Annotated in this window: 16 protein-coding genes; 10 read left to right on the forward strand and 6 right to left on the reverse strand. The window is 52.0% G+C overall.

Annotated features, from left to right (window positions below; translation table 11 throughout):
• The first annotated feature begins 29 nt into the window (after positions 1 to 29).
• On the forward strand, positions 30 to 2,870 hold the full coding sequence (locus ACXAFI_RS01130) for a TonB-dependent receptor (RefSeq protein WP_475107334.1): 2,841 nt from the start codon (positions 30 to 32) through the stop codon (positions 2,868 to 2,870).
• Positions 2,871 to 3,007: 137 nt separating this feature from the next.
• Positions 3,008 to 4,519, forward strand: coding sequence for a tryptophan halogenase family protein (locus ACXAFI_RS01135; protein ID WP_475107335.1), 1,512 nt, complete (start codon positions 3,008 to 3,010; stop codon positions 4,517 to 4,519).
• 81 nt (positions 4,520 to 4,600) lie between these two features.
• Here ACXAFI_RS01135 and ACXAFI_RS01140 read toward each other — a convergent pair whose 3' ends face one another.
• From ACXAFI_RS01140 to ACXAFI_RS01160, 5 genes are all read right to left on the reverse strand, one after another.
• Positions 4,601 to 4,897 (reverse strand): hypothetical protein, encoded by a 297-nt coding sequence (locus tag ACXAFI_RS01140; RefSeq protein ID WP_444920212.1) that lies wholly within the window; start codon positions 4,895 to 4,897, stop codon positions 4,601 to 4,603.
• A 64-nt stretch (positions 4,898 to 4,961) separates the two neighbouring features.
• Entirely contained in the window at positions 4,962 to 6,809 is a 1,848-nt protein-coding gene (locus tag ACXAFI_RS01145; protein ID WP_475107336.1) for a VCBS domain-containing protein, read from the reverse strand.
• Between the two features lie 324 nt (positions 6,810 to 7,133).
• On the reverse strand, positions 7,134 to 9,317 hold the full coding sequence (locus tag ACXAFI_RS01150; protein WP_475107337.1) for a hypothetical protein: 2,184 nt from the start codon (positions 9,315 to 9,317) through the stop codon (positions 7,134 to 7,136).
• Positions 9,318 to 9,320: 3 nt separating this feature from the next.
• A complete protein-coding gene (locus ACXAFI_RS01155; protein ID WP_475107338.1) occupies positions 9,321 to 11,318 on the reverse strand; it encodes a DUF3857 domain-containing transglutaminase family protein in 1,998 nt (665 codons plus the stop codon).
• 320 nt (positions 11,319 to 11,638) lie between these two features.
• Positions 11,639 to 12,493 (reverse strand): DUF3014 domain-containing protein, encoded by an 855-nt coding sequence (locus tag ACXAFI_RS01160; RefSeq protein ID WP_475107339.1) that lies wholly within the window; start codon positions 12,491 to 12,493, stop codon positions 11,639 to 11,641.
• Between the two features lie 296 nt (positions 12,494 to 12,789).
• On the opposite strand from ACXAFI_RS01160, the gene ACXAFI_RS01165 reads away from it, so the two are divergent.
• On the forward strand, positions 12,790 to 14,436 hold the full coding sequence (locus ACXAFI_RS01165) for an alpha-amylase family glycosyl hydrolase (protein ID WP_475107340.1): 1,647 nt from the start codon (positions 12,790 to 12,792) through the stop codon (positions 14,434 to 14,436).
• 79 nt (positions 14,437 to 14,515) lie between these two features.
• Here the strand turns inward: ACXAFI_RS01165 and ACXAFI_RS01170 are convergent, their stop codons facing one another.
• Entirely contained in the window at positions 14,516 to 15,358 is an 843-nt protein-coding gene (locus ACXAFI_RS01170; protein ID WP_475107341.1) for a universal stress protein, read from the reverse strand.
• Positions 15,359 to 15,674: 316 nt separating this feature from the next.
• On the opposite strand from ACXAFI_RS01170, the gene ACXAFI_RS01175 reads away from it, so the two are divergent.
• The 7 genes from ACXAFI_RS01175 (at position 15,675) to ACXAFI_RS01205 (ending at position 21,917) form a co-directional block, all read left to right on the forward strand.
• The gene (locus tag ACXAFI_RS01175) at positions 15,675 to 16,397 is read left to right on the forward strand and encodes a thermostable hemolysin (protein ID WP_475107342.1); all 723 of its coding nucleotides are present in this window, start codon (positions 15,675 to 15,677) and stop codon (positions 16,395 to 16,397) included.
• Positions 16,388 to 17,866: an AMP-binding protein gene (locus ACXAFI_RS01180; RefSeq protein WP_475107343.1), complete on the forward strand. Its 1,479-nt coding sequence runs from the start codon at positions 16,388 to 16,390 to the stop codon at positions 17,864 to 17,866. Before ACXAFI_RS01175 ends, ACXAFI_RS01180 begins: the two co-directional genes overlap by 10 nt.
• Positions 17,863 to 18,534, forward strand: a complete 672-nt coding sequence (locus tag ACXAFI_RS01185; protein ID WP_475107344.1) for a TenA family transcriptional regulator — start codon at positions 17,863 to 17,865, stop codon at positions 18,532 to 18,534. The genes ACXAFI_RS01180 and ACXAFI_RS01185 overlap by 4 nt, the downstream gene beginning before the upstream one ends.
• Position 18,535: 1 nt before the next feature.
• The gene (locus tag ACXAFI_RS01190) at positions 18,536 to 19,381 is read left to right on the forward strand and encodes an SDR family oxidoreductase (RefSeq protein WP_475107345.1); all 846 of its coding nucleotides are present in this window, start codon (positions 18,536 to 18,538) and stop codon (positions 19,379 to 19,381) included.
• Between the two features lie 148 nt (positions 19,382 to 19,529).
• Positions 19,530 to 20,198 (forward strand): response regulator, encoded by a 669-nt coding sequence (locus ACXAFI_RS01195; protein WP_475107346.1) that lies wholly within the window; start codon positions 19,530 to 19,532, stop codon positions 20,196 to 20,198.
• Positions 20,195 to 21,538 (forward strand): ATP-binding protein, encoded by a 1,344-nt coding sequence (locus ACXAFI_RS01200; protein ID WP_475107347.1) that lies wholly within the window; start codon positions 20,195 to 20,197, stop codon positions 21,536 to 21,538. The genes ACXAFI_RS01195 and ACXAFI_RS01200 overlap by 4 nt, the downstream gene beginning before the upstream one ends.
• Positions 21,531 to 21,917, forward strand: a complete 387-nt coding sequence (locus ACXAFI_RS01205; RefSeq protein WP_475107348.1) for a cupredoxin domain-containing protein — start codon at positions 21,531 to 21,533, stop codon at positions 21,915 to 21,917. The genes ACXAFI_RS01200 and ACXAFI_RS01205 overlap by 8 nt, the downstream gene beginning before the upstream one ends.

Raw genomic sequence — 21,917 nt, forward strand, 5'->3', positions numbered from 1 at the left:
AACATAACGATAAGTCCAGGGAGAAGATGATGAGTCTATCCAATAAAGGTAAAGGGGCGCTCAGACCCACTTTGCTATCTGCTGCCATCGCGGCCTCCGTGTCCACCTCGGTTGGGGCCTATGCGCAGGAGCAGGAAACACTGGAAGAAGTAACAGTTACCGGTATTCGCACCAGCGTTTTGGACTCCGTTGAAGCCAAGCGCGCCGCCGATGTGGTGGCCGATGTGGTAGATGCGGGCGCTCTGTCATCTCTTCCCGACCAATCTATTGCTGACGCCCTGGGCCGCCTGCCCGGCGTAACCACCGTGCGATCCAATGGTCAGTCCTCACAGCTAAATATCCGCGGTATGAACGGCGACTTCCTGCAGACGACCCTGAATGGTCGTGAGCAGGCCTCTACCAGTGGTTATACCGAAAGTACTCGCTGGATCTCTTTTGACCAGTACCCAGCTGAGCTGATTAATCAGGCGGCGGTCTACAAGACTCCGAAAGCCTCTCATATCGAAGGTGGTGTAGCGGGCTCTGTAGAGCTAAAAACGGCCAACCCTCTCGATGCCGAGAAAGAACACAACTTTAATGCCAATGTACGCATGTCGTTTAACGACGCAGCCGATGACGTCGGTGCCGACGAGTTCGGTGAGCGTGTCACGCTGTCGTACATGGGTAAATTTATGGATGACAAGGTGGGCGTCGCTCTGGGTTATTCCCACCTTGAGCAGCCAAACAACTTTACCAAAGCGCGTGCAGGTGCTGACGATCAGCTCGGATACTTCACCGGAACTACGGAAGATGAAGAGGAAGTAAATGTACCTCGAGCCTTCCAATGGCAGGCTGGAACAGGTAAAGATACTCGCGATGGCTATCTGGCCAGTGTTGTATTCCAGCCTACAGATAACTTCAAGGCTCAGCTTGACTATTTCAAGTCTGAATTTGAGCGGATTGACACTCGCCACGGTATTACTGTTGGCAACTTAGAAAAGACCGATGGTTACACCCCTTATGGAATAATCGATGGGGGGGTTGCAACCTCAGGCACAGCAACTGTCACCGATACAACTATTGGTCCCTGGTTTGAAGCGCGCTCCGAAGATCAATCCACCCAGGCAGATAGCGACAGTATTGGCTTGAATTTGGAGTGGAGTTTTGCTGATCAGCATACTTTAACTTTCGATTATTCATACAGCGAAGGCACCAAGACTCGTAAGGACCAGATTGTGTCCATGCATGCGTATGACTTGGGGTATGACGATAGCGGTGAGCTGGAGACTTGGCAGGAAGCGGCAAATCAAAGCTTTGCTTACTCAATGAAAGGTGATGGTATACCTTCAGCTGCTTTTGCCGGGGTAGATTTTACTGACCTGGATACCATGCGTCTTTCTCGCTATGAGGAGTATCCTCACGAGTACACTGACGAGGTTGAAGCCTTCAAACTGGACTACCAATTTGATTTGGAATGGGGCGCAATCGCCTCTATTGAAGCTGGTCTTCGTTACTCTGAGAGAACTTTTGATTCTGATCGTGGAACCTTCCTATATGGTAGTCGCGATGGGCAGTATAACGGTTACTGTGAAGACAACCTTTCAGAAATTGAATGCATGCCACAGGAGCTGGATGGTTTCGTAAAAGTTCAATCCGTTGAAGGTGCTCCCGATCATTTCGTTATCACTGATATGGATGGCCTTGCATCAAGCATTTTTGGTGCTGGTAACTACAACGGTGTAAAAACTTTCAGTAATGGTAAGGATTGGACTTTTGTTGAGTCTGGAGCTGTTACTGAAGAAGTATTCGCTTACTATGCGATGGCGAATATTGATACCCAATTGGGTGGCATACCTGTAACCGGTAACTTTGGCGTGCGTATTGTCGAAACAGACGTTAAATCAAAAGGCATCCAAAAAATTGGTGATGGACTTGGTACCGCGATCACTGATGATTTGGGTGTGACTAGCACCGACTATGGCCATGTCGAGTATGGCCCTGAATATACTGATACCTTACCTTCATTAAATTTAAACTTTGAGTTATCAGAACAAGATTACATTCGCTTCGCCGCAGCAAAAGTTATGGGACGCCCGCCGGTTGGCCAGCTAAAGGGCGGTGCAGGTTCTTGGAACTCAGCGGGAGAGAATGATTATAATGTTTGGACCAAAGGATCTCCCTACCTAGATCCCTTCCGTGCGAACCAATTTGACTTAGCTTATGAACACTACTTTGAAGATGGTGGTGCGGTCACTGCAGCAATCTTCTGGAAAGATATCGAGAGTCTGATCGAGAAGCAGTATATTTATCTCGACAGCCAGTCTGAACGCACAGCTCTGTTTAAATCTTTGGGTATCGATGTTCCGGTAGGCTTTGAAGCTGGTGCATTTGAAACCTACGTGAACAATGATAAGGGTGGCTATATTCGCGGCATTGAGCTGGCTGGTACGAAAACCTTTGATCAGCTCCCAGGAGTTCTATCTGGGCTAGGTATGACCGCTAGTTATTCTTACACAGAAAGTGAGACTGAGGTTACCGGCGGTAATCTCGCTGGCGAGACAATGCCCTTACCAGGCCTATCTGAGAACGTGTGGAGTACTACGGTATTTTGGGATATCGGGAACTTCAGCAGCCATGTAAATGTGCGCTATAGAGATGAATTTACAGAGGTAATGTCAATCCCTGGTAGCTCTACAGTAGTTCCTGCTCGTGAATATACAACTGTGGATGCACAGATTTCCTATGCTTTCGAAAATGGTATTGATATTGTTTTATCCGGCAATAATTTGACCAATGAAGCGGATGTGAAATCTTACGGGGTGGATGGTGTCCTCGGTGAATATACTGAATTCGGGCGTCAGTTTTATCTCGGATTAAACTATAGTTATTAAGTGCCTCTAGTTAATCCGGTGTAAACTGGAATAGTAATAAAAGACCACCCGCTGAGCCTTGCTTGCCGGGTGGTTTTTTGTTGGAAATTCCTCAATACCTGATATTTCGTTCAGGTTCTGAATATTTGAGAATAGAAATGAACCGTCAAAATAAAAAAATTATTATTCTGGGTGGCGGTACCGCCGGATGGATTACCGCTAACTTGATGGCGGCCCATTGGCAGGATAAAGGGTTTGAAATCACCCTGGTGGAATCACCGGATATTGGCATTATTGGCGTAGGGGAGGGCTCAACACCGCCTTTAAAAGGCTTCATGGAGACGATTGGTGTTAGCGAAGCGGAGTGGATGCCGGAATGCAATGCGACTTACAAGGTGGGAATCTCCTTTAAAGACTGGTCAGTGAAGCCAGGTTTCACCGAGTATGTTCATCCTTTTGTCGCTCAACCAGATCAATTCACTATCCCGGCATTTTTCCATAATAGTTTCTTACGTAGAAAAGGCATCGATCTGGAAGGACACCCAGATCAGTTCTTTCTCGCTACAGAGATGATAAGGAGGAAATTATCTCCGGTGGCACCGGAGAATTTTCCTTTTGAAATTGCTTACGGTTATCATTTTGACTCTGGTTTGTTAGGCAAGTTTTTACGTCGTGTTGCCGAGAAAAAGGGCGTTAAGTACGAGGTGGCAACTGTAGCCGGGGCTATGCTCGATATTCAAGGCAATATTGATTACCTGAAAACTACAGATGGGAAAGTTCTCAAAGCGGATCTGTATGTTGATAGTTCGGGTTTCCGTGGGAACCTAATCCAGCAAACACTGAAAGTGCCGTTTATTAGTTGTGCGGAGAGTCTCTTTAATGATTCGGCAATAGTGTTTCCGACCGAGCAAGAAGAAAATTTTGCTCCTCACACAATATCTAAAGCGATGAAGTATGGTTGGGCATGGAAAATCCCCCTGACCAATCGCAATGGCAATGGCTATGTTTATAGCTCTAGTTTTGTGGATGCTGACAAAGCAGAAACAGAAATTCGTGCCCATCTGGGACTACTGGATAGTGATGTAGAGACTCGTCAGTTGAAGTTCAAAGTAGGTCGGGTAGCTCAGCACTGGGCAAAAAACTGCCTAGCCGTGGGGCTTTCTCAGGGTTTTATAGAACCCCTAGAAGCGACAGCCCTGGATATGGTTCAAGAGACCGTGGTGCGATTTATCGAAGCCTATAACAATGGCGACTACACCGATAAATATAGGAACGAATTTAATAATCGCATCAGCGCTCGTTTTGATGCCGTACGTGACTACATCGTCTGTCACTACCGAATCAGTTCGCGTAGGGATACTGATTACTGGATTGCCAATAGCACCAATGAAAAAATCTCACAATCTCTGCGGTCTATCTTGCACTCCTGGATGGCCGGTAAGAATATTACCGATGAACTGCTAAATCAAAATCTGGATATCTACTTTCCCAATGTATCCTGGAACTGCTTGTTGACAGGCAAGGGTATCTACCCAGATCAGCAACAGCTGCGCCCGGGCAGTGACTTGGCAAATAAATATAAAATTGAAGATATTCGGGAGTTCAATAGACGTTGTGCATTGAACTTTGGATCGCACTGCGAACATTTAAGGATGTTGCAGTCCATTTGAAACTATCTTAGAGTGAATTGAAGATTTTCAGGGAAAAGATAGAGCCGGATACTTTTCATTAGCCCGGCTCTGAGGAACCTATTATTCTACAGTCTTTTCCAGCTTCTTGGTTTCCTTCATGTGCAGCATCCGCTTATCGCCCCGTTCACCGCGAATTCTTACCCGGTCCCCAGATTTCATACCCTTTTGCTTAACTTCTTTAGCGTCAATAAAATAATAATTACCGCTAGCTTCATCTTTGATGCTGAAACGACGCTCTACCTTACCGGTTTTAAAGTCTTCAGAGATGATCTCCTCTAAAGTTCCAGTAACGACTTCCTCTGCTTGACAGAAAAGGCTAAAAGTAATGCTGAATACGATTAATAATACCTTATACATTAAGACTACCTTCTAAATAAAATGATTGATGGCTCAAGTAATTCTCTGACTATTTTCACAGTCCTTATTTATCATATTCGACCGATATCACTGCAGATTGACCAGGCTCGCTGTTAGATTTGTAAGTAATCATGAGGCCGACATTGTCATCTTTAAAAGAGTCACCTGGTTTTTCCAGTACGGCGACATGATTTGAATCTATATCATGCAAATAGTGAATGGTGACTGAATTGGCATAATGAGACCTTGGATTTAGAATGTTGTGGCCAATATGATAGTTAACATAGTAGTAATCTTTACCGTTTTTACTACCATTGCTTTGCACTTTAAGTTGTTGGGGAAGTGTCCCGGAGAGTTCACCTGCTGTCAGCTCTATGGCCTGAATCTCTATATCCTGGGCACTGCCAGCGATCTGGCTGACGGTTGTAGTGTACTCTGGATTTGACTTGTACCAACCCATAACCTCCCGGTGGGCACTGCCAAATAGGCGAGATTTTGACCGGTTGCCCATTAGGGAGCCGGCGGTACCGTATTCATTTTCGGCTGTACCATCGTTATCTTCGTCCCAGCCTGCGTGGCCAAGACCAATATTGTGACCCAGCTCATGCCCCATCACCAATTGATCGGTGCGTGCGGCAACAATACTCCACTTGCCACCCACAGAGGCAATACCAGTACCAATCAAACCGGCATCTTCGGCTTCTGAAGGGTAGATATACACTTGGTGGCGCCAATCACTTAAATTCAAAGGCTGACCGTTATCATCAACCAAGTTATTTTTGGCCCATTGATGGGCATCGTCTCTCCAGGAAAAACCACCATCAGTGTACTCGCCACCCTGGCCTTGGCGAGCTTGTGCATCTGCAACGCTTAATGTTCCCCCGTTTTGAGGGTCTGGAATAGTGTATGTAATACAGTCAATAGAGCTTTTTTCTACACCCTCCTCACCATAGCAATAATGCTGCAGAGTATCGTTATCGATTCGGTGCCTAAGGAACTTGAGTTGGCCCTGGGAATTTTCCAGATAGGCATTATCAAGAGAATCGACTTCATTGAAGACCATGTCGGCAATTTCGCTAACCCCCGCCTCTCTGGTGGCGATAGCGTCGGAGAAATTCATAAATATAAAAACGATACTGTTTTTAGACGAGGCTGTTGTAGCAATTGAAAAAACTACTGATTGCTGGCTGCCATCTGTAAGTAGAAATTTGATCGTGTCTTCACTAGTTTCTCCTGTTTTTAATGCCTCGCTGTTGCTATTAAGTGAGTATTCCCAGGTTCCATCACTCTGAAGGGTAAATTGACCATATTTACCCTCAATGGAGTCTGCACTGAAGAGGGGGGTATTACCGTCGACATCATCGATTTCCAGCTTACCAGAGGCGTACTCTTTGTCATTAAAAACCAATGAAGAGAGGGGCATGCTAGGTTTGAAAGAATAGGGGTCGTCAGCGCCGGTTATCTGAATGCTAATTTTTGTGGTGTCATTGCCATTACCCACACCGAGGGTAAACGAATCGGTGGCCTGCTCATCCGCATCCAGGGGATCGGAGAGAGCGCTATCCAGGGTATAAAGCCAGCTGCCATCAATTGAGGTTGTCAGGGTGCCATAAGTGCCTTGAAAACTACTATTTTCAAAGATCTGGCTGGGGTTGGCATCATCAATGAGCTTGCCACTCGTAGAGACTGTGCGGTCTTCGATAACACTGCCTTCACCACCGCTAATTGTACCGATGCCAGTCTCTTGGCTGCCACTGCCACTGCCACTGCCACTGCCACTGCCACTGCCACTGCCACTGCCACTGCCATTTCCTGTAGGGCTATCAGAGCCACCGTCACCGCCCCCACTACCACAAGCAGTCAAGAATACCGCCAAGCTGATGGTTGAAAATAGTTTTATCGAATCTTTCATATTGCTCTCGATATCCATCTGTAATTTTGCGCAGGATTATAGGCTAGAGATCTGCATATTCTGTGAAATCGGGTGGATATTGGAGCTTTTCTGTGAATATTCAGGAATTGATACCTGTTAGGTACTCTTGGCGAAATTAAAGTAAAAATAATCTAGGAAATTACCTTCTGAATTACTTATCAGAATATATATTTAATTCTTGTAGCCCTGTAATGTCAGGCTAAAAATTGCTCTTTATGTCACCAGTTTGTCACTTATGTGCACAGGTGGAAGTAAAGCGACCAATTTGACGGTTGGCCGCTTTATCAGTAAATCTGGGGGGAATTATTCAGCTTTTGATAAGAGACTAACCAGTTTACCTATATCCAACTCACTGCAATATTGGGCTTTTTGGCAGTTAAGTACGGTTTCTCTGACGATATTGTTTCCGCTCTGCTCAGAGGCTAGTGTTAAAAAATGTATGGCCTTTTGCAGATCATATTCTTTAAGCTCATCGGAGCTGTAAGCTCTGGCCAGCTTTAAAGAGGCTCCCGTATGGCCGAGTTCAGAAGCGATTTTATATAATTCAAGAGCTTGTTCCTGATCCTTGTTTACTCCCAACCCTTGTTCATACATTCGCCCCTGGTTATAGAGACCATACATGGAGTGATGTTTTGAAGCGCGTTCAAACCAGGCTAATGCTTCTGCATAATCTTGTGTGCCTTCACTTTGGTTGAGATAAAGCATCCCCAGAGCGTTCATTGCTTCGGTGGAGCCCGCCTCGGCGGCTTGCGTTAGGTATTGCCTCGCCTGATGTAGATCTTTTTCAACACCTTGTCCGTTTTGGTAGAGTAACCCCAGGTTGTAGCTGGCCCTTGCCGATCCCTGCTGTGCGGCGTATTGATAGATTTTAATTGCCCGATGGTAATCCTGCTCTACACCGGCACCCATAGCAGAGGCATAGCCTAGATTGGTCACGCATTCGAGATTATTTATCTTGGCACAGAGGGCATACCAGCCATAGGCGAGTTCGTGATTGGTCGGTACAAGTTTTCCAGTGGAATTGAGTACCCCCATACGAAATTGTGCTGGGTGGTGCCAGCTTAGGGCTGCCTTTTCCAAGTCCCGTAGCGCGGACTGTTCATCTTCCTTTTGCTGGTAGAGACCGTTTTCTGCAATTTTTCCCCTTAGATAAAGTGCAGCGGGGAATCCTGCACCGGCCGATTGCTCTAGAAAATGTATTCCCTCCTGAATTTGGTCGTTTCCAGCGACCTCAAGCAGATATTTCCCATAGTAAAATTGTGCAGGGGGATAGTTCTTTTTTGCAGCTTGGCTAATTAGGTCTGTGAAGATTTCCTCTTGTCCCGGTTTACCTTTCATATGAGAGCCTGCGAGATCCAGCAGTGCCGGGGCATAGCCTTGCTGGGCGGATAGTTGCAGGTAGTGTTCTGCTAACTCCGTTCTCGGCATATTGTATTGATTCGATGCCAGTAATAGCGCCATTGCGTACTCGGCCTCGCCCTTGAGCATGGTGACTGCAGCACTCGCCAACAACTGGCTAGCCAACTCTGTATCGACTTCTATGCCCAGTCCGATAGTGGTGATATAAGCGAGTAGAATTTTGCCTTCCTGTAGCCCCAGGTCTGCAGCGGCAACAAAGAGTTGGGCACATTCATCCACGGCAAACATGGTGCTGTTGCCTTCGAGGCACAGATTGCCAAGACTAATATTCGCAGTGAGAGAGCCCATGCCAATGGCTTCTAAGTAGGTTTGCTCCGCCTGCTGAAATTCCCCCTCAGCTTCCTGAACCTGTCCAACGGCGTGGCGTGCGGCATAGTCAGACTCTGCCAGCGGTTGAATGATGTTTTTATACAAAGAGTCAGAGAGACCGGCAAAGGGGTATTGAATTTCGAGCAGGCGATGGAGGAAACGACTGTTATCAAAGTATATTTTGCGCACTTTGCCGCTATCAGGATCGCGCACATTGTAAACTCGATACAGGCCGCTTCGACTCGCGGCAAATTCAAAATAGTTATCGAGTATTTCATAGCCAGACATGCTGAGTAGGTCCTCAGCGTCGGCCCAACTGGCTATTTCATAGGCGCTATAGAACGTATCGCCCCTGCGCGATGACAGTATTCCTGTGGCGATAAAGTTAAAAATATTCTGGTGATAGTTGGCCTGCTCACTATTGCCAGCAGATTCATAGCATTCGGCGGCGCTCAGGTGTGGCAGTAGCGAGATACTGTTGAGCTGGGTTATTTTTTCCCAATTTATTTCTGTACAGGTTTTCCTGCCGCTTTCCAGCTCTATCATTTCTGACTGGTAACGATCTTGTGCCTCTAAGGTTCTGAGAGGCTGGGGTGATTTTAAATATTCACTCCAATAAGTAGCATATCGCACCGAATCCGGTGCTTGCGCAACTTGTTCGGTTAAAGCCTGCAGTGGATCTGCGGGTGTTTGGACCGCGGTCTGGGAGGCGCAGGAAGCCAGTAAGAATAGGGTGGGTAAAATCAGCAGCTTCTTCATGGCTTACTTCCTGATTAGGGTTTTAATCAGGTTTTTCATTTCCTGGCTTCTATTGCGCTCGGAGGAAGCCTCCCCTTTAGCCCAAAACTTATACTGCAGTGCTTTGTCGAGCTGATTGAATTGTGCCAAATAGTTGGGCACATCTTGGGGTTCCACATGATCGGTTTTGGATTTGAAGGTGTAGTCCACCAGAAGTGCACCGTTATCCAGTTTGGCATTGCGTGTAAAGGTGAACCAGGGGTTGTCGATAGTGGTGGTACCCAGCTCCTCCTGCCAGAGAAGCTCCCCGCGAATATTTACAGTCGCACTCTGTTGGACATCGACTGGGTGTGTCAGCGCCAGGGGGCTTTGGCGAATGGGGCGTTGAGGCTTGGATAAATAGGGCACCAAAGCGGAGCCATACAAGGAAAATATCTTGCGCGCGGAACTCAGCTGGGCAAAGTCGCCGATTTGGTAATGCTCGGATACCTCCAGCTGGTTTTCCTGCAGGCTATCCTTAAAGGTGATCTCTGGATTGGTGCTGACGCCCGGATAATAACCGGCGATAAAATTGGTATAGCTACTTTTGATTTGCTCAGAATCTGCAGTAAGGAAGAATTGGCGCACCTGCTCGGCTTTCAGGTGGGAGAAATGAGAGCGTACCTGGAGTTTCGCACGGTTTTCCGCCGCATTGATATCATACTGTTCTTCGATACGGGCGCTGTAGCTGGCGACCTGTTCTGAGCTAGGTTCTACGGTTTTCAGGGCACGGGTCTGCTTGGCAATGGGAAGTGCCAATTCATAATCGAAAAAGCCCTTATTCTCTATATCGATACCCTGACCTGAAGCCGTGGCATCCACCCAATATTCCCGATTATTTAGTTCGATCAGGTTGATCACATGGTTAAAAGTCTCGGGGGAGGGAATATCCTCGCCGATATCCCGCCCACGGGAAGAGGAGACCAAGGCGGGGTAGGATTGCACTCCCAAGTGGGCCAGCATGCTGGTAAGTAAAAGCGCTTTGTCTTTACAGTCCCCATAACGTTTTTCCAAGGTTTCCTGGGGTGTTCTGGGTTGATGGGAATTGATCCCCAATTCGATACCAAAGTAGCGAATATCCTCCTGCACATATTCAATCGCCTTACTGACCGCAGCCTCCAGCCCCAACTGTGTCCGCCAGTTATCCAGTTTTCTTTTTAATGCCTCTGGCAATGAGCGGTCGACTTGGTAGAGCCCCAGGGCCCAGTCGTTCACCTGCCCCCAGTTGTCGTAGCTGGAGTATTGGATGTAATTAAGCGGGTCGTGCCAGTATGGATATTCGCTTTCCATCGGTACCCCCGCCACATCGCGCAGGTCCAAGGTGTAGGCGTAATTGCCCTGTTGCTGGGTTTTGTGGACTGGGTATTCGCGATGGTTAAATCGGTAATTAAGTTTCTTGTCGCTGCTAATTTTCACAAAGCGGCGATCTACCGCCTGGGGCCAGGACAGGTACAAACGGCCAAAGTCGCTGCGGGCAAAAATCGGGTTGCTGCCCTCAATGGTATAGGCGTAACTGATAATATCGCCGGGACGAATATCTTCCAGTATATACAGTGCATTCCATTGTTCGGAGTAGAGTTTATTCGCGAGCTCCTGCTCAGATTGGAAAAGCTTGAAGCCATCCTTTTGTAGGCGATCCAGTCGCTCACCGTTACGCTGTATACTGATATCGTGCACCCACAGCTTTTGGAAAGCTGGGAAGAAGCTGAAACTCAGCTCGGCAATTTCACTGACACCCTGCTGATTCAGGGGCTCAACCATTACCTGGAAGTAATACTGCTGCTCTTTTCCCCTGTGGCGGATCTGGGAATTGGACAGGTGCACGCGCACGCTGCCTTGCGCAGGGCGCTTTGATTCCAGCGGCTGTAATATTTCCACCCATTCAGGCGTGGCACTGAATAACAGCTCCGGGGCCGCTTGTGCAAATGAGGTGACAAGGAAAAGAGTGGCAGCCAACAATTGGCCGAGGAAACGATATTTCAAGGTGAGCCTCAATAGTTTTGACAGCGGGCGTTAACAGGCACTCATTCAAGGCACGGAGGGAGCTAAAAGGAAGCGAAGGTAATTTACCGGTCGGCTCCGGCAAACCTCTAGCTCCTCCTGAGCCTCTCTATAGTCGCCTGTAGGTCCTGCTACAGAGCCGGGCGGCAGTACTTCTTTAGCCGCCAAGTGTGCCGGTAATATACCCCAACCCCTAAGCAGAATATATTGAGCCGGTGGCGGATCTGGGGGGATGTGAATGGGGAAGAGCGGACGTGTTACCTCGAGCCCTCCTACGGGAGGGCTCGATGATACTCAAGAGATTACTGAGCCTGTTCCGGCTGCTGAACCGGCATAGCCTCCAGCTTTTCTTTCAGCTCTTTGAGCTTTTCCTTCACGCGTGCGGCGTTATCCGGGCCCATGCGAATCATCAACTTTTGTACACCGGGCAGTTTTTCAAGCTTGGGATCGGCAAACTTATAGTAGACCGACGGGCGCACCAGCTTGATCGGGCCCTCGACCTCAGGGGCCGCGAGCACCTTATCAATTGCCTCGATCACCACCTGGTGGAAAGTTTTATTGCGGATACCCAGTTCACCATAGGCTTGCGCCAGGCGCGGATACCAATATTGGTAGAGGCCAACCGCGGTGTCGGTATCCATCAAGGCGAACAGGCGCACCGGCTGATCGTAACGGCGGTAATTGTCCGGTGATAATTCATAGCCCTCCATTGAGGAGCCGGTAACAATAATGGGGCCGCGAATGGTTTTCAGTGGGCGGTGCTTGTGGATCAGGTCTCCCCGTGAGCCAGAGTTGACCGCGGCCACCCACTTGCGCACCACCTCATCGTTTACTAGCCAGCGCGACAGGGCGTTGTCTGGGGCCAGGCTCATCAGATCGTCATAAGCGGCCTTATCGCTCTCGTTGAGAGGCGGTGGGGGTTCTCTGCTGGGTTCTTCCACCGGTGCGGGTTCCTGGGGCTCCGGGGTGGCGGCTTGTTCCTGAGGCTGTTCCAGTGTTTCTGGTTCAGGGGTGCTTTGGGGCTCCTCAATAATTTTGGTAGGGGGAACCTCTTTCTTTTTTTCTTCGCCAGTCCACAGCCAATAGGCTGCCGCGGCGACGACGATCACCACAATAATTCCGATGATCCACCCATGCCTAGACTGTTGTTCCGACATTCCCTGCCTCCTTTTGCTGCTATCAGAATGTGACCCTTTGACCACGGCAAAGCTCTTCGGTTTCTCCGTGATGCCTGGGTTTTACCTTACTCTCCACAGGAGCCCATCGCAAAGGGGATTTGATTCACTCTCTGCCTGTTGCGTAGATTGTTACAGGTTCTGTTCGGCTCCCTCTTTCCTACCGATTACGCCCCCGCTTGGGAGGATGTATGAATTCCATTGCGGATTAGAGTGGACCAGTGAAAATGTGCGCGTCGCATAAGAGCGGTTGAGCGCGAAGAATAAGAGAGGGAACAATGGTTAAATTCACCAGCCTACTGATGGGCCTGTTTCTGGGGGTTGTGCAGATTGCTGCAGCCGCTGAAGCGGTCGACTCTTTTTGGCGCAATGCCACTATCTATTTCATGTTGCCGGATCGGTTTAATAACGGCGACACAAGCAATGACTTTCCCTATGGCCGCAAGGATGACGCGGCACACCTGCGTGGATTCGCCGGCGGTGATCTGCGTGGAGTGATCGAAAAGATTGAAGCGGGTTATTTCAACGATCTGGGGGTGGATGCCATCTGGATGTCCCCGGTGATCGAGAATATCCACGGTCACAATGATTCCGACAAGCGCACCTATGCCTTCCATGGCTACTGGCCCAAAGACTGGACTGCGGTGGATGCTAACTTTGGCACCGAGGCGGAGTTGGCGGAGCTGATAGAGGCCGCGCACAAGCGCGGTATCCGTGTGCTACTCGATGTGATTCTCAATCACACCGGCCCGATAACCGCAAAGGACCCGGAGTGGCCCGCCAGCTGGTTGCGCAAAGGCGCGCAGTGCGATTGGTCTGATTACGCCGGTAATGTGGAGTGCGCGATCCACGCTAATCTCACCGACATCCTCACCGAGAGCGATAAGCCCGTGGCGCTGCCGCCGCAGCTTGTGGATAAGTGGCAGCGAGAGGGCCGCTTGCAACAGGAACTGAGCGAGTTGGATGCATTTTTCGAGCGCACCAGCTATCCGCGCGCGCCCAAGTACTACCTAATCAAGTGGCTGACCGATTGGGTGCGGGAGTACGGCGTGGATGGCTTTCGTGTGGACACGGTAAAACATGTCGAGCCAGAAGCCTGGGCAATCCTGAAAAAAGAGGCGGACCTGGCTTTGGCCGAGTGGAAAGAAAAACATCCACAGCAGAAACTCGACGATCGCGATTTCTTTATGCTGGGTGAAGTTTATCACTTTGGTGTGAATAACTATGGCCCCACTGTCGGCCGTATTTACGATTACAGTGATCAGCAAGTGGATTTCTACCAGTACGGTTTCGACAGCCTGATCAACTTCGATTTTGCCCAGGTAGCCGGCGAGCCCGCGGAGAAAATTTTCTCCAGTTATTCCAGCGCATTGAATTCTGGTGCGTTAAAGGGCTTGGGGGTGCTCAATTATCTGGGCTCTCACGACGACCACCACTCCTTCGATCGCGAGCGCCAACAGACCCGAATTGCCGCCAGTAAACTGATGCTGGCACCGGGGGCGGTGCAGATCTATTACGGCGATGAGCTGGCGCGCCCCATGACCGATCCCCGTGCCTTTGGCGATGCGGCCATGCGCAGCCCCATGAATTGGGGCGACCTGAAAAAAGCTGAAACCCGCGCATTGCTCGCTCACTGGCAGAAGCTCGGCCAGTTCCGCCGAGCACACCCCGCTGTGGGTGCTGGTGTGCACAAGAAACTCGCCGATAAACCCTACACTTTTGCTCGCACTTTAGCCGGGGAGCAGCCGGTGGTAGTGGCAATGGAGCTGCCCCTTGGGGAGAAGCGTATTTCTGTAAAAGGCGTGTTTGCCGATGGCACGGTGTTAACGGATTACTATTCCGGTGAGCGTGCAAAAGTTGAGAGTGGCAGTGTGACTTTTAATACCGGTGGGGATTTGTTGCTGCTTTCAGCTAACGCAAAGTAGCCCTGGTTTTTAACCGGTCCGAGAAAGAAAAAGCCCGGCAAATGATTGCCGGGTTTTTCTTAGAGCTTTCTAACGGAATTTACACATCGGTGTTGGTGAACTGGTTGCACACCATCACATCCACGTCCAACTGGCCGATCACCCGCTCTGCGGTATTGCCGCGCAGCAGCGAGCCGGTTTCGCCGAACTGGTTAAGGGTGCCCATTACCACCAAATCCGCATCAATTTCCTTAGCCACCGCTTCCACCACATCGCTGGTATAGCCCTGCTTTACATGAATGCGGTGCGTGGGCACTCCGGTTTTATCGGCCAGCTTGGCCAGGGCGCCGCGATCGGGATAGCGCATGGAGTCTAGGTAGGCGTTCACCAAGTGCAGCTCGGCGCCGTAATGGCCGGCAATATAGGTGGCGCGCTCGCTGATCTGGCGGTTCAGCTGGCGCTGTTCCAGGGTTTTGGCCTGGTAGTTGACGGTGGCCAGCACCACTTTGCGCGCGGCTTTGGCACCGGGGCGAATCAGTACCACCGGGCAGCGTGCGGTTTTCAACACTCGCCACTTAGATTCGGCGAAGGTAAAACGGCGGCTGGATTTCTTGTGTACTGGCAGGTAGATCATTTCCGCATCGCAGCGCTTGGACTCCTGCACAATGGCCGCTTGCCAGTCGCTGGACCAGCACACGGTGATCTCGCAGGTGAGCCCTGCCTCGGAGATGGGTTCACGGATTTGCTCGCGAAACCAGGATTCATCGCGGAATAGGTGGTCGTTCACCGCGCGGGTATCCACTGCCTCGCCGTCCACCGCCACAAACACCGCCAAGCGCGGCTGCGGGTTGCGACCGCGGGAAGTGCTCATTGCCCGCTCCAGGGCCACATGCTTGTCATCGTTGGGGTCCACGACCACGAATACGGTGCTTTGCTGCTCCATCTTTCCTCCAGATCAATGGGTGTTTCCGGTCCCTGCCTTGTGCAGTTGACTCCTGGGTCTACGTTATCACGGGGGGCCTCAGGCGCGGAGAATTTGTCGTCTTAATACGTTGAAAAACGCGCCAGCCAGCCCCTAATGCCGTCGCATGATGAAGTAATGGAGAAGGACTGTATTGAGCCAGATCAAGACCGGCCGCCGGTGCGATTAGTGCCAGGTGGGGAGGGAAACCCTCGGCGGGGTTTTTCAGTGTTTCTTAAGTTTGCCTTAATTTTGCCTCCGTAGACTCTCGCCGTGACACTCCCAAAGAGGGTTTTCAATGGCGCTACAAAGACATTATCAATACCTGGATAAGAGTGCGTTGCCCAAGCGCAGGTTGCGGCGGCGCAAGCTGGATTTCGACCTGACCCGTATGGGACAGGCAGGCCACAGCCGGGTGCAGGGATTTATCGCGCAGAAGTTTGCCGATACCTATGGTGCGCAGGTGAACCAGTTTGCCCCGCTATTGCTATCCGCCTGGCAGGAGAGCGCGTTCAGCAGTGCCCTCGGGCTGCGCCGCGCCGATAGTGGACCGCTGTTCCTGGAGCAGTACCTCGATCAGCCGGTGGAACAAGAGATCGCCGCCTTCAGTGGGAGTCCGGTAAGACGCACGGAGATTGTCGAGATCGGCAATTTGATCTCCACCAGCCGCGGTGGCAGCCAGATGCTGTTCCTGATGTTGTTTGAATTATGTGCCGCCGCCGGTGTGCATTGGGCCATTTATACCGCGACTGCGGAAGTGCGCGGCCTCTTGCAGAAACTGGTGGGTCGGCAGACGGTTTTATGTGAAGCCGACGGCCGGCGTTTGGGGGATAACCTGAACGAGTGGGGTCGTTATTACGAGTCGGCCCCGGCGGTAACCGCCATCGATATGGTCGCTGAGCATCGCGCCCTGCTGGCAAATCCCCGCACCCGCGAGACCCTGCTGGCCTGTCGTGCCTCGGCCCAGGCTATGTCCCCTATCCTCACAACCTCGGCGGGAGGAGCCAATCTATGCAATTGATAGAGCAAATTCGCCAGCAGGCTGTGAATCACCCCGAGCAGCTGGCGCTGCGGGGCGAGCAGCGCACATTTAGCTACGGGCAACTACTGGCGGCCGCCGAGGAAATCGCCGTGGATCTGCAGGCGCGCGAGATCCGTGTGCTGGGCCTCTACGCCGACAATGGTCCCAATTGGTTGTTGGTGGACCTGGCCTGCCAGATAGCGCAGATCACTTTGGTACCGCTGCCGGTTTTCTTTTCCCAGCAGCAGCTGGCACATACCCTGCGCGTGAGTGGTATGCAGGCCCTGTTGAGCGATAGCTGCGAACGTTTTACCGCGCTCGATATGGTGGGTCAGGCACGGGCTGAGTTGGCCGGTATGGCCCTGATCGATATCCATGCGGAAGCGACAGCGGCGCTGCCGGAACACACCGCCAAAATCACTTTTACCTCTGGCTCTACCGGCACGCCGCGCGGTGTCTGCCTGTCAGCCCGAACCCAGTTCACCACCGCTAGTGTATTGGCACAGCAACTACAGCCTCAGGGCAACCGTGTGCACCTGTGCCTGCTGCCTCTGGCCACTCTGCTGGAGAACGTGGCCGGGGCTTACAGTAGTTGGTTGCGTGGTGGTGAGGTGGTGGTGCCGACCACAGGGCGCCTGGGCCTCAGAGGCAGCTCGGGCCTGGATGTAGCCCAGCTGGCGAGCTGTATCGATGAGTATCGCCCCCACAGCGTGATCCTGCTGCCGCAGATGTTGAAGGCGCTACTGGAACACACTGAGCGCAACGGCTGGCAGCCGCCGAGCTCAGTGCGCTTTGTCGCCGTGGGCGGCGGTAAGGTCTCGGCCCGGCTGTTGTTGCAGGCGCGCAGTATTGGCTTGCCGGTTTATGAAGGTTACGGATTGTCCGAATGTGGCTCGGTGGTAGCCCTGAATGTGCCAGGCGCCGATCGTCCAGGCAGCGTGGGTCAGCCCTTGTCTCACTGCGATATCGCCATTCGCAATGGTGAGGTGATGGTGCGCGGTCCCCGCTACCTGGGATACCTGGATAGTGACGAGGATGGCGAAACGCAGTGGCTCGCCACCGGTGATCTGGGTGAATTAGACGCAGAAGGGTTTCTGCACATCACCGGGCGCCGCAAGAACATCCTGATCAGCGCTTTTGGGCGCAATATCTCGCCGGAGTGGATTGAGAGCGAAGTACTGCTGGAGCCGATCGTGCAACAGTGCGTGGTGGTTGGCGATGCTCGCCCCCACTGTGCTGCCCTAATTTTTGCACGCCCCGGCAGCAGCCGCGAGCAACTCGACAGTTGGTTGCAGGCAGTGAATCGCAAATTGCCGGATTACGCCCAGGTGCGCACCTGGACCGCGCTGCCGGCGCCATTAACGTTTGCCGATGGCCTGCTCACTGCCAACGGCCGCCCGCGCCGCGATCGCATCGCCGCGCAGTTCCAAAATTCTATCGATAGCCTTTATGGAGGTATCTCCTCATGAGTTTTTACAATCTGCTTGAACAGCAAACTGCCGACGCCCGTCAGTCTCTGATGGAGGTACCTTTTATCCAGCGCGCCGCACGGGGTGAGATTGCCTTGCAGGAATATGTGGCCTTTCTCACCCAGGCCTATCACCACGTCAAGCACACGGTGCCGCTGATGATGGCCTGTGGCAGTCGCCTGACTCAGCAACAGGAATGGTTGCGCGAGGCGGTTGCGGAATATATCGAGGAGGAAACCGGTCACCAGGAATGGGTGCTCAACGATATTGCCGCCTGTGGCGGCGATGCGGAAGCGGTGCGGAACGGCCGCCCGAACCTGAGTACCGAACTGATGGTGTCCTACGCCTATGACAATATCGCCCGCGGCAATCCCCTCGGCTTTTTCGGCATGGTGCATGTGCTTGAAGGCACCAGTACTGCCGTAGCAACGCAAGCGGCGCGCGCCATCCAGAAAACCCACGGGCTGCCCAACAAGGCATTCAGCTATCTGCTCTCTCACGGCGATCTGGATATCGGCCATGTGGACTTCTTCAAGGGGCTGATGAATCGTATCGATAATCCCGATGACCAGGCCGCGATCCTGCACTGCTCGCGGGTTATGTACCGCCTGTATGGGGATATTTTCCGCGAACTGGACAACCCCTTTAACGTGCAGGAGGCCGCTTGATATGACAGCAAGAGAAACGCTCACGGTGCTGGTCACCGGCGCCAGCGGCGGAATTGGCAGTGCCATCAGCCGCTTGCTGGCCGAGCAGGGCTACCGGCTGCTATTGCAGGGGCGCAACACTGCGCGCCTGCAACAGTTAAAAGTGGGGCTGCCCCACAGCGACAGGCACCAGGTACTGGTGGCCGATCTGTGTGATGGTGCGAGCCGTTCCGAGCTTGTGCGCAGCTGCGAGCAATTGCCTGGCGGTGTGGATGTGTTGGTCAACAACGCCGGCATCGCTTCCTTTTCCCTACTCAGCGACATTAGTGATGCCGAGCTGGGCAGGTTGTTACACACCAACCTGATCGCGCCTATGGCGCTTACTCGCGATTTGCTGCCGACACTACAGCGCAGCGAACACGCCGCCATCATTAACATCGGCTCCGCCTTTGGTCATATCGGTCATCCGGGCTTTGGAGCCTATGGCGCCAGTAAAGCGGGGCTGCACGGTTTCACCGAAACCCTGCACCGGGAGTTGGTGGGCAGTAAGGTGCGTGTGCACTACCTGGCGCCCAGGGCGGTGGATACCCCTCTCAACAGCGACGCAGTCAACGACTTGAATCGGGCACTCGGTAACAAGTCCGACTCGCCACAATTTGTCGCCGCCCAATGTCTGTGTTTACTTCAGAGTAAACACGGCCGCAGGCGCTTTATCGGCTGGCCCGAACGCCTGTTTATCAAGGTCAATGCGCTCCTGCCCTCTCTGGTAGATAGCGCGCTGGCAAAGAAACTGCCCCTGGTTCGCCAATTTGCTCGCGGGGAAACTCCGCCAACAGCACAGGATAAGGCGGCTCCCGGCGCGCTCTGAGCGCGCCGGCCTTTTCAATTCAACAACCAATTTAACAACCACTCCCGCGCCACCCACCGTCCCGGCAAAGGCACTATGCTCTGGCGGTCGGGGAGGGTGTTGCACAGCGCTCTCCTAACCTGTTTCCATTGCTGAAGAGTCCAGGCCAATGCGCATCCTGCTGATCGAAGATAACCAATCCCTGGCCGAGGGGATGGTCACCGCCCTGCAGAGAGGGGGCTATGCCGTTGATCACGCGGCCCGCGGCAGTGAGGGCATTGCTCTGGCTCAGGCGGCGACACCGGATGTGATTATTCTCGATCTAGGCCTGCCAGACCTGGATGGTGTGGAGGTGTTGAAACGGTTGCGAGCTAAATCAATTCGCTCGCCGGTATTGATTCTCACCGCCCGCGATGATCTCCCCTCTAAAGTGCAGGGCCTGGATGCCGGTGCCGATGATTATCTGACCAAGCCCTTTGCAGTAGATGAGCTACTGGCGCGCTTGCGCGCTCTGGAAAGGCGCGGGGGCAGCGGTCTCAGTGCGGAAATCCTGATTGGCGATGTAGCCATTAATTTATCCAGTCATAGCGTGACGAGGGCTGGGCAGGAAATAAAACTGTCGCGGCGGGAATTTAGCCTGCTGCGCGCCTTGGCCGAGCGCCCGGGCCATATTCTCAGTCGCGAACAGCTGGAAGATAAGCTGTACAGCTGGGGCGAGGAGGTTTCCAGCAATACTGTGGATGTGCATATCCACAATTTACGCAAAAAAATCTATCCAGAGTTTATTCAGACCATTCGCGGCGTTGGCTACAAACTGGAAGCGGCTGGCGGCGCATGAAATCTATCCGTATTTTTCTGTTGATCGCGCTGCTCAGCATCATCATGCTGGTCAATTTTGTCTCGGCGCTGCGCGGCTACCGCGACACCATGGCGGAAGCGCAGCGGCTGTTTGACCGCCAATTAAGCGCCTCTGCCAGGTTATTGGCAGATATGCCGGTGGCAACAGGGGCCGAGCGGGTGGTGGCCCAACCCGAGGCCATGGTGATGCAGGTATGGTCTGAGGATAAGAAATTACTGGTGCGCTCCGCCGATGCCCCGAAGCAACCCCTCAGTGAATTTGCCGTTGGCTTTAAGGAAATAAATTTCTCGGGCTATCGTTGGCGCAGTCTCGCCGAATACTTTCCCGATAATGGCCACTGGATTATCGTTGCCGAGAGATCTGACCTGCGTTACCAGCTGGCAGAAAAACTGGCGATTGCCGCAGTGCTACCGATACTGTTGGGTCTACCGATTGCCGGGTTGCTGATTTGGTTTGTAGTAGGGCGCGGTCTTTCCAGTTTGCGAAAACTCGCCGAAGACCTGCATAGCAAACGCGCCGAAGATCTGACACCACTGTCAGAAGGTAGTCCCCCACAGGAACTGCTCCCGGTGGTGCAATCCATTAATGCACTACTCGCACGCCTGCAGGCCTCTTTTGAGCGCGAGCGGCGCTTTTCCGCTGACGCCGCCCATGAATTGCGCACGCCCATCGCCGCCATACAGGTACACGCGCATAATCTGGAGAGTGATTTTGAGGGGGTTGGGCAAACAGTAATGCCCCAGAGCCTGGTCAAGCTGGAAGATAGTGTTCAGCGCATGGCGCACTTAGTAGAGCAAATGCTGGATTTATTTCGCACTACACCCGAACACTACCCGGCGCGCTTTGAGATACTCAATCTTCATGCCCTGGCACGAGAGGTATTGGCAGAGGAATACCCGATCTTTGCCCAGAGAAAGCAACAGGTGGAACTGCTGGGCGGTAGGGTATTTCTGCGTGGCGACCGTTTCGCACTGACTATTCTTTTAAAAAATCTCCTGCGCAATGCGGCGAAATACACTCCTGAGGAGGGCCATGTGCAAGTGAGTACCCGGTTAATCAAAGGGGATATTCTTCTACAAGTGGAGGATTCTGGGCCGGGGATTCCAGAGGAAGAGTACCCTAGGGTTTTTGAACGGTTCTACCGAGTGGGTGGCGACCGCCACCAGAGCACTGCCCCCGGTTGCGGATTGGGCCTTTCCATTGTCCAGCATATCGCACGCCTTCACGGAGCTTCAATCGAACTCGGCCAGTCACACTTTGGCCGAGGGCTTTCAATAACCGTGCGTTTTAAAAAAGTAAAGGACGACAAGGATGCGTAGCTGCTTACAGGTGCGAAGAAAAACCTATAAAAAACAGAAAAAGAGCGGCGCTTTGGCTGCCGGCCTTTGGATTTTGGTTTCAATTCTATTGAGTGCCTGCGCTCCAGATACTAGTAAACCCACTGTGAAATTAGAAATCCACAATCATCTTTTTAACCCTTCCGAACTGGTGGTACCCGCCGATACGGAGATTAAACTGGTGATCTACAATCGTGATGCCTCTCCAGAAGAGTTTGAGAGTTACCAGCTCAACCGAAAAAAAGTGATCATGGGTAATAGCAAGGCAGTGTTATTTATTGGCCCTTTGCCCGCAGGAGAATATCTATTTTTTGGGGAATTCCATCCCATAACGGCTCAGGGAAAAATTATCGCACAGTAG

Source organism: Microbulbifer sp. ABH2_005 (assembly GCF_056160005.1).

Bases quoted from the DNA above. Each gene is read 5' to 3' on its own strand.
- ACXAFI_RS01130 (WP_475107334.1), top strand. From the start codon at position 30: ATGAGTCTATCCAATAAAGGTAAAGGGGCGCTCAGACCCACTTTGCTA.
- ACXAFI_RS01135 (WP_475107335.1), top strand. From the start codon at position 3,008: ATGAACCGTCAAAATAAAAAAATTATTATTCTGGGTGGCGGTACCGCC.
- ACXAFI_RS01140 (WP_444920212.1), bottom strand. From the start codon at position 4,897: ATGTATAAGGTATTATTAATCGTATTCAGCATTACTTTTAGCCTTTTC.
- ACXAFI_RS01145 (WP_475107336.1), bottom strand. From the start codon at position 6,809: ATGAAAGATTCGATAAAACTATTTTCAACCATCAGCTTGGCGGTATTC.
- ACXAFI_RS01150 (WP_475107337.1), bottom strand. From the start codon at position 9,317: ATGAAGAAGCTGCTGATTTTACCCACCCTATTCTTACTGGCTTCCTGC.
- ACXAFI_RS01160 (WP_475107339.1), bottom strand. From the start codon at position 12,493: ATGTCGGAACAACAGTCTAGGCATGGGTGGATCATCGGAATTATTGTG.
- ACXAFI_RS01165 (WP_475107340.1), top strand. From the start codon at position 12,790: ATGGTTAAATTCACCAGCCTACTGATGGGCCTGTTTCTGGGGGTTGTG.
- ACXAFI_RS01170 (WP_475107341.1), bottom strand. From the start codon at position 15,358: ATGGAGCAGCAAAGCACCGTATTCGTGGTCGTGGACCCCAACGATGAC.
- ACXAFI_RS01175 (WP_475107342.1), top strand. From the start codon at position 15,675: ATGGCGCTACAAAGACATTATCAATACCTGGATAAGAGTGCGTTGCCC.
- ACXAFI_RS01180 (WP_475107343.1), top strand. From the start codon at position 16,388: ATGCAATTGATAGAGCAAATTCGCCAGCAGGCTGTGAATCACCCCGAG.
- ACXAFI_RS01185 (WP_475107344.1), top strand. From the start codon at position 17,863: ATGAGTTTTTACAATCTGCTTGAACAGCAAACTGCCGACGCCCGTCAG.
- ACXAFI_RS01190 (WP_475107345.1), top strand. From the start codon at position 18,536: ATGACAGCAAGAGAAACGCTCACGGTGCTGGTCACCGGCGCCAGCGGC.
- ACXAFI_RS01195 (WP_475107346.1), top strand. From the start codon at position 19,530: ATGCGCATCCTGCTGATCGAAGATAACCAATCCCTGGCCGAGGGGATG.
- ACXAFI_RS01200 (WP_475107347.1), top strand. From the start codon at position 20,195: ATGAAATCTATCCGTATTTTTCTGTTGATCGCGCTGCTCAGCATCATC.
- ACXAFI_RS01205 (WP_475107348.1), top strand. From the start codon at position 21,531: ATGCGTAGCTGCTTACAGGTGCGAAGAAAAACCTATAAAAAACAGAAA.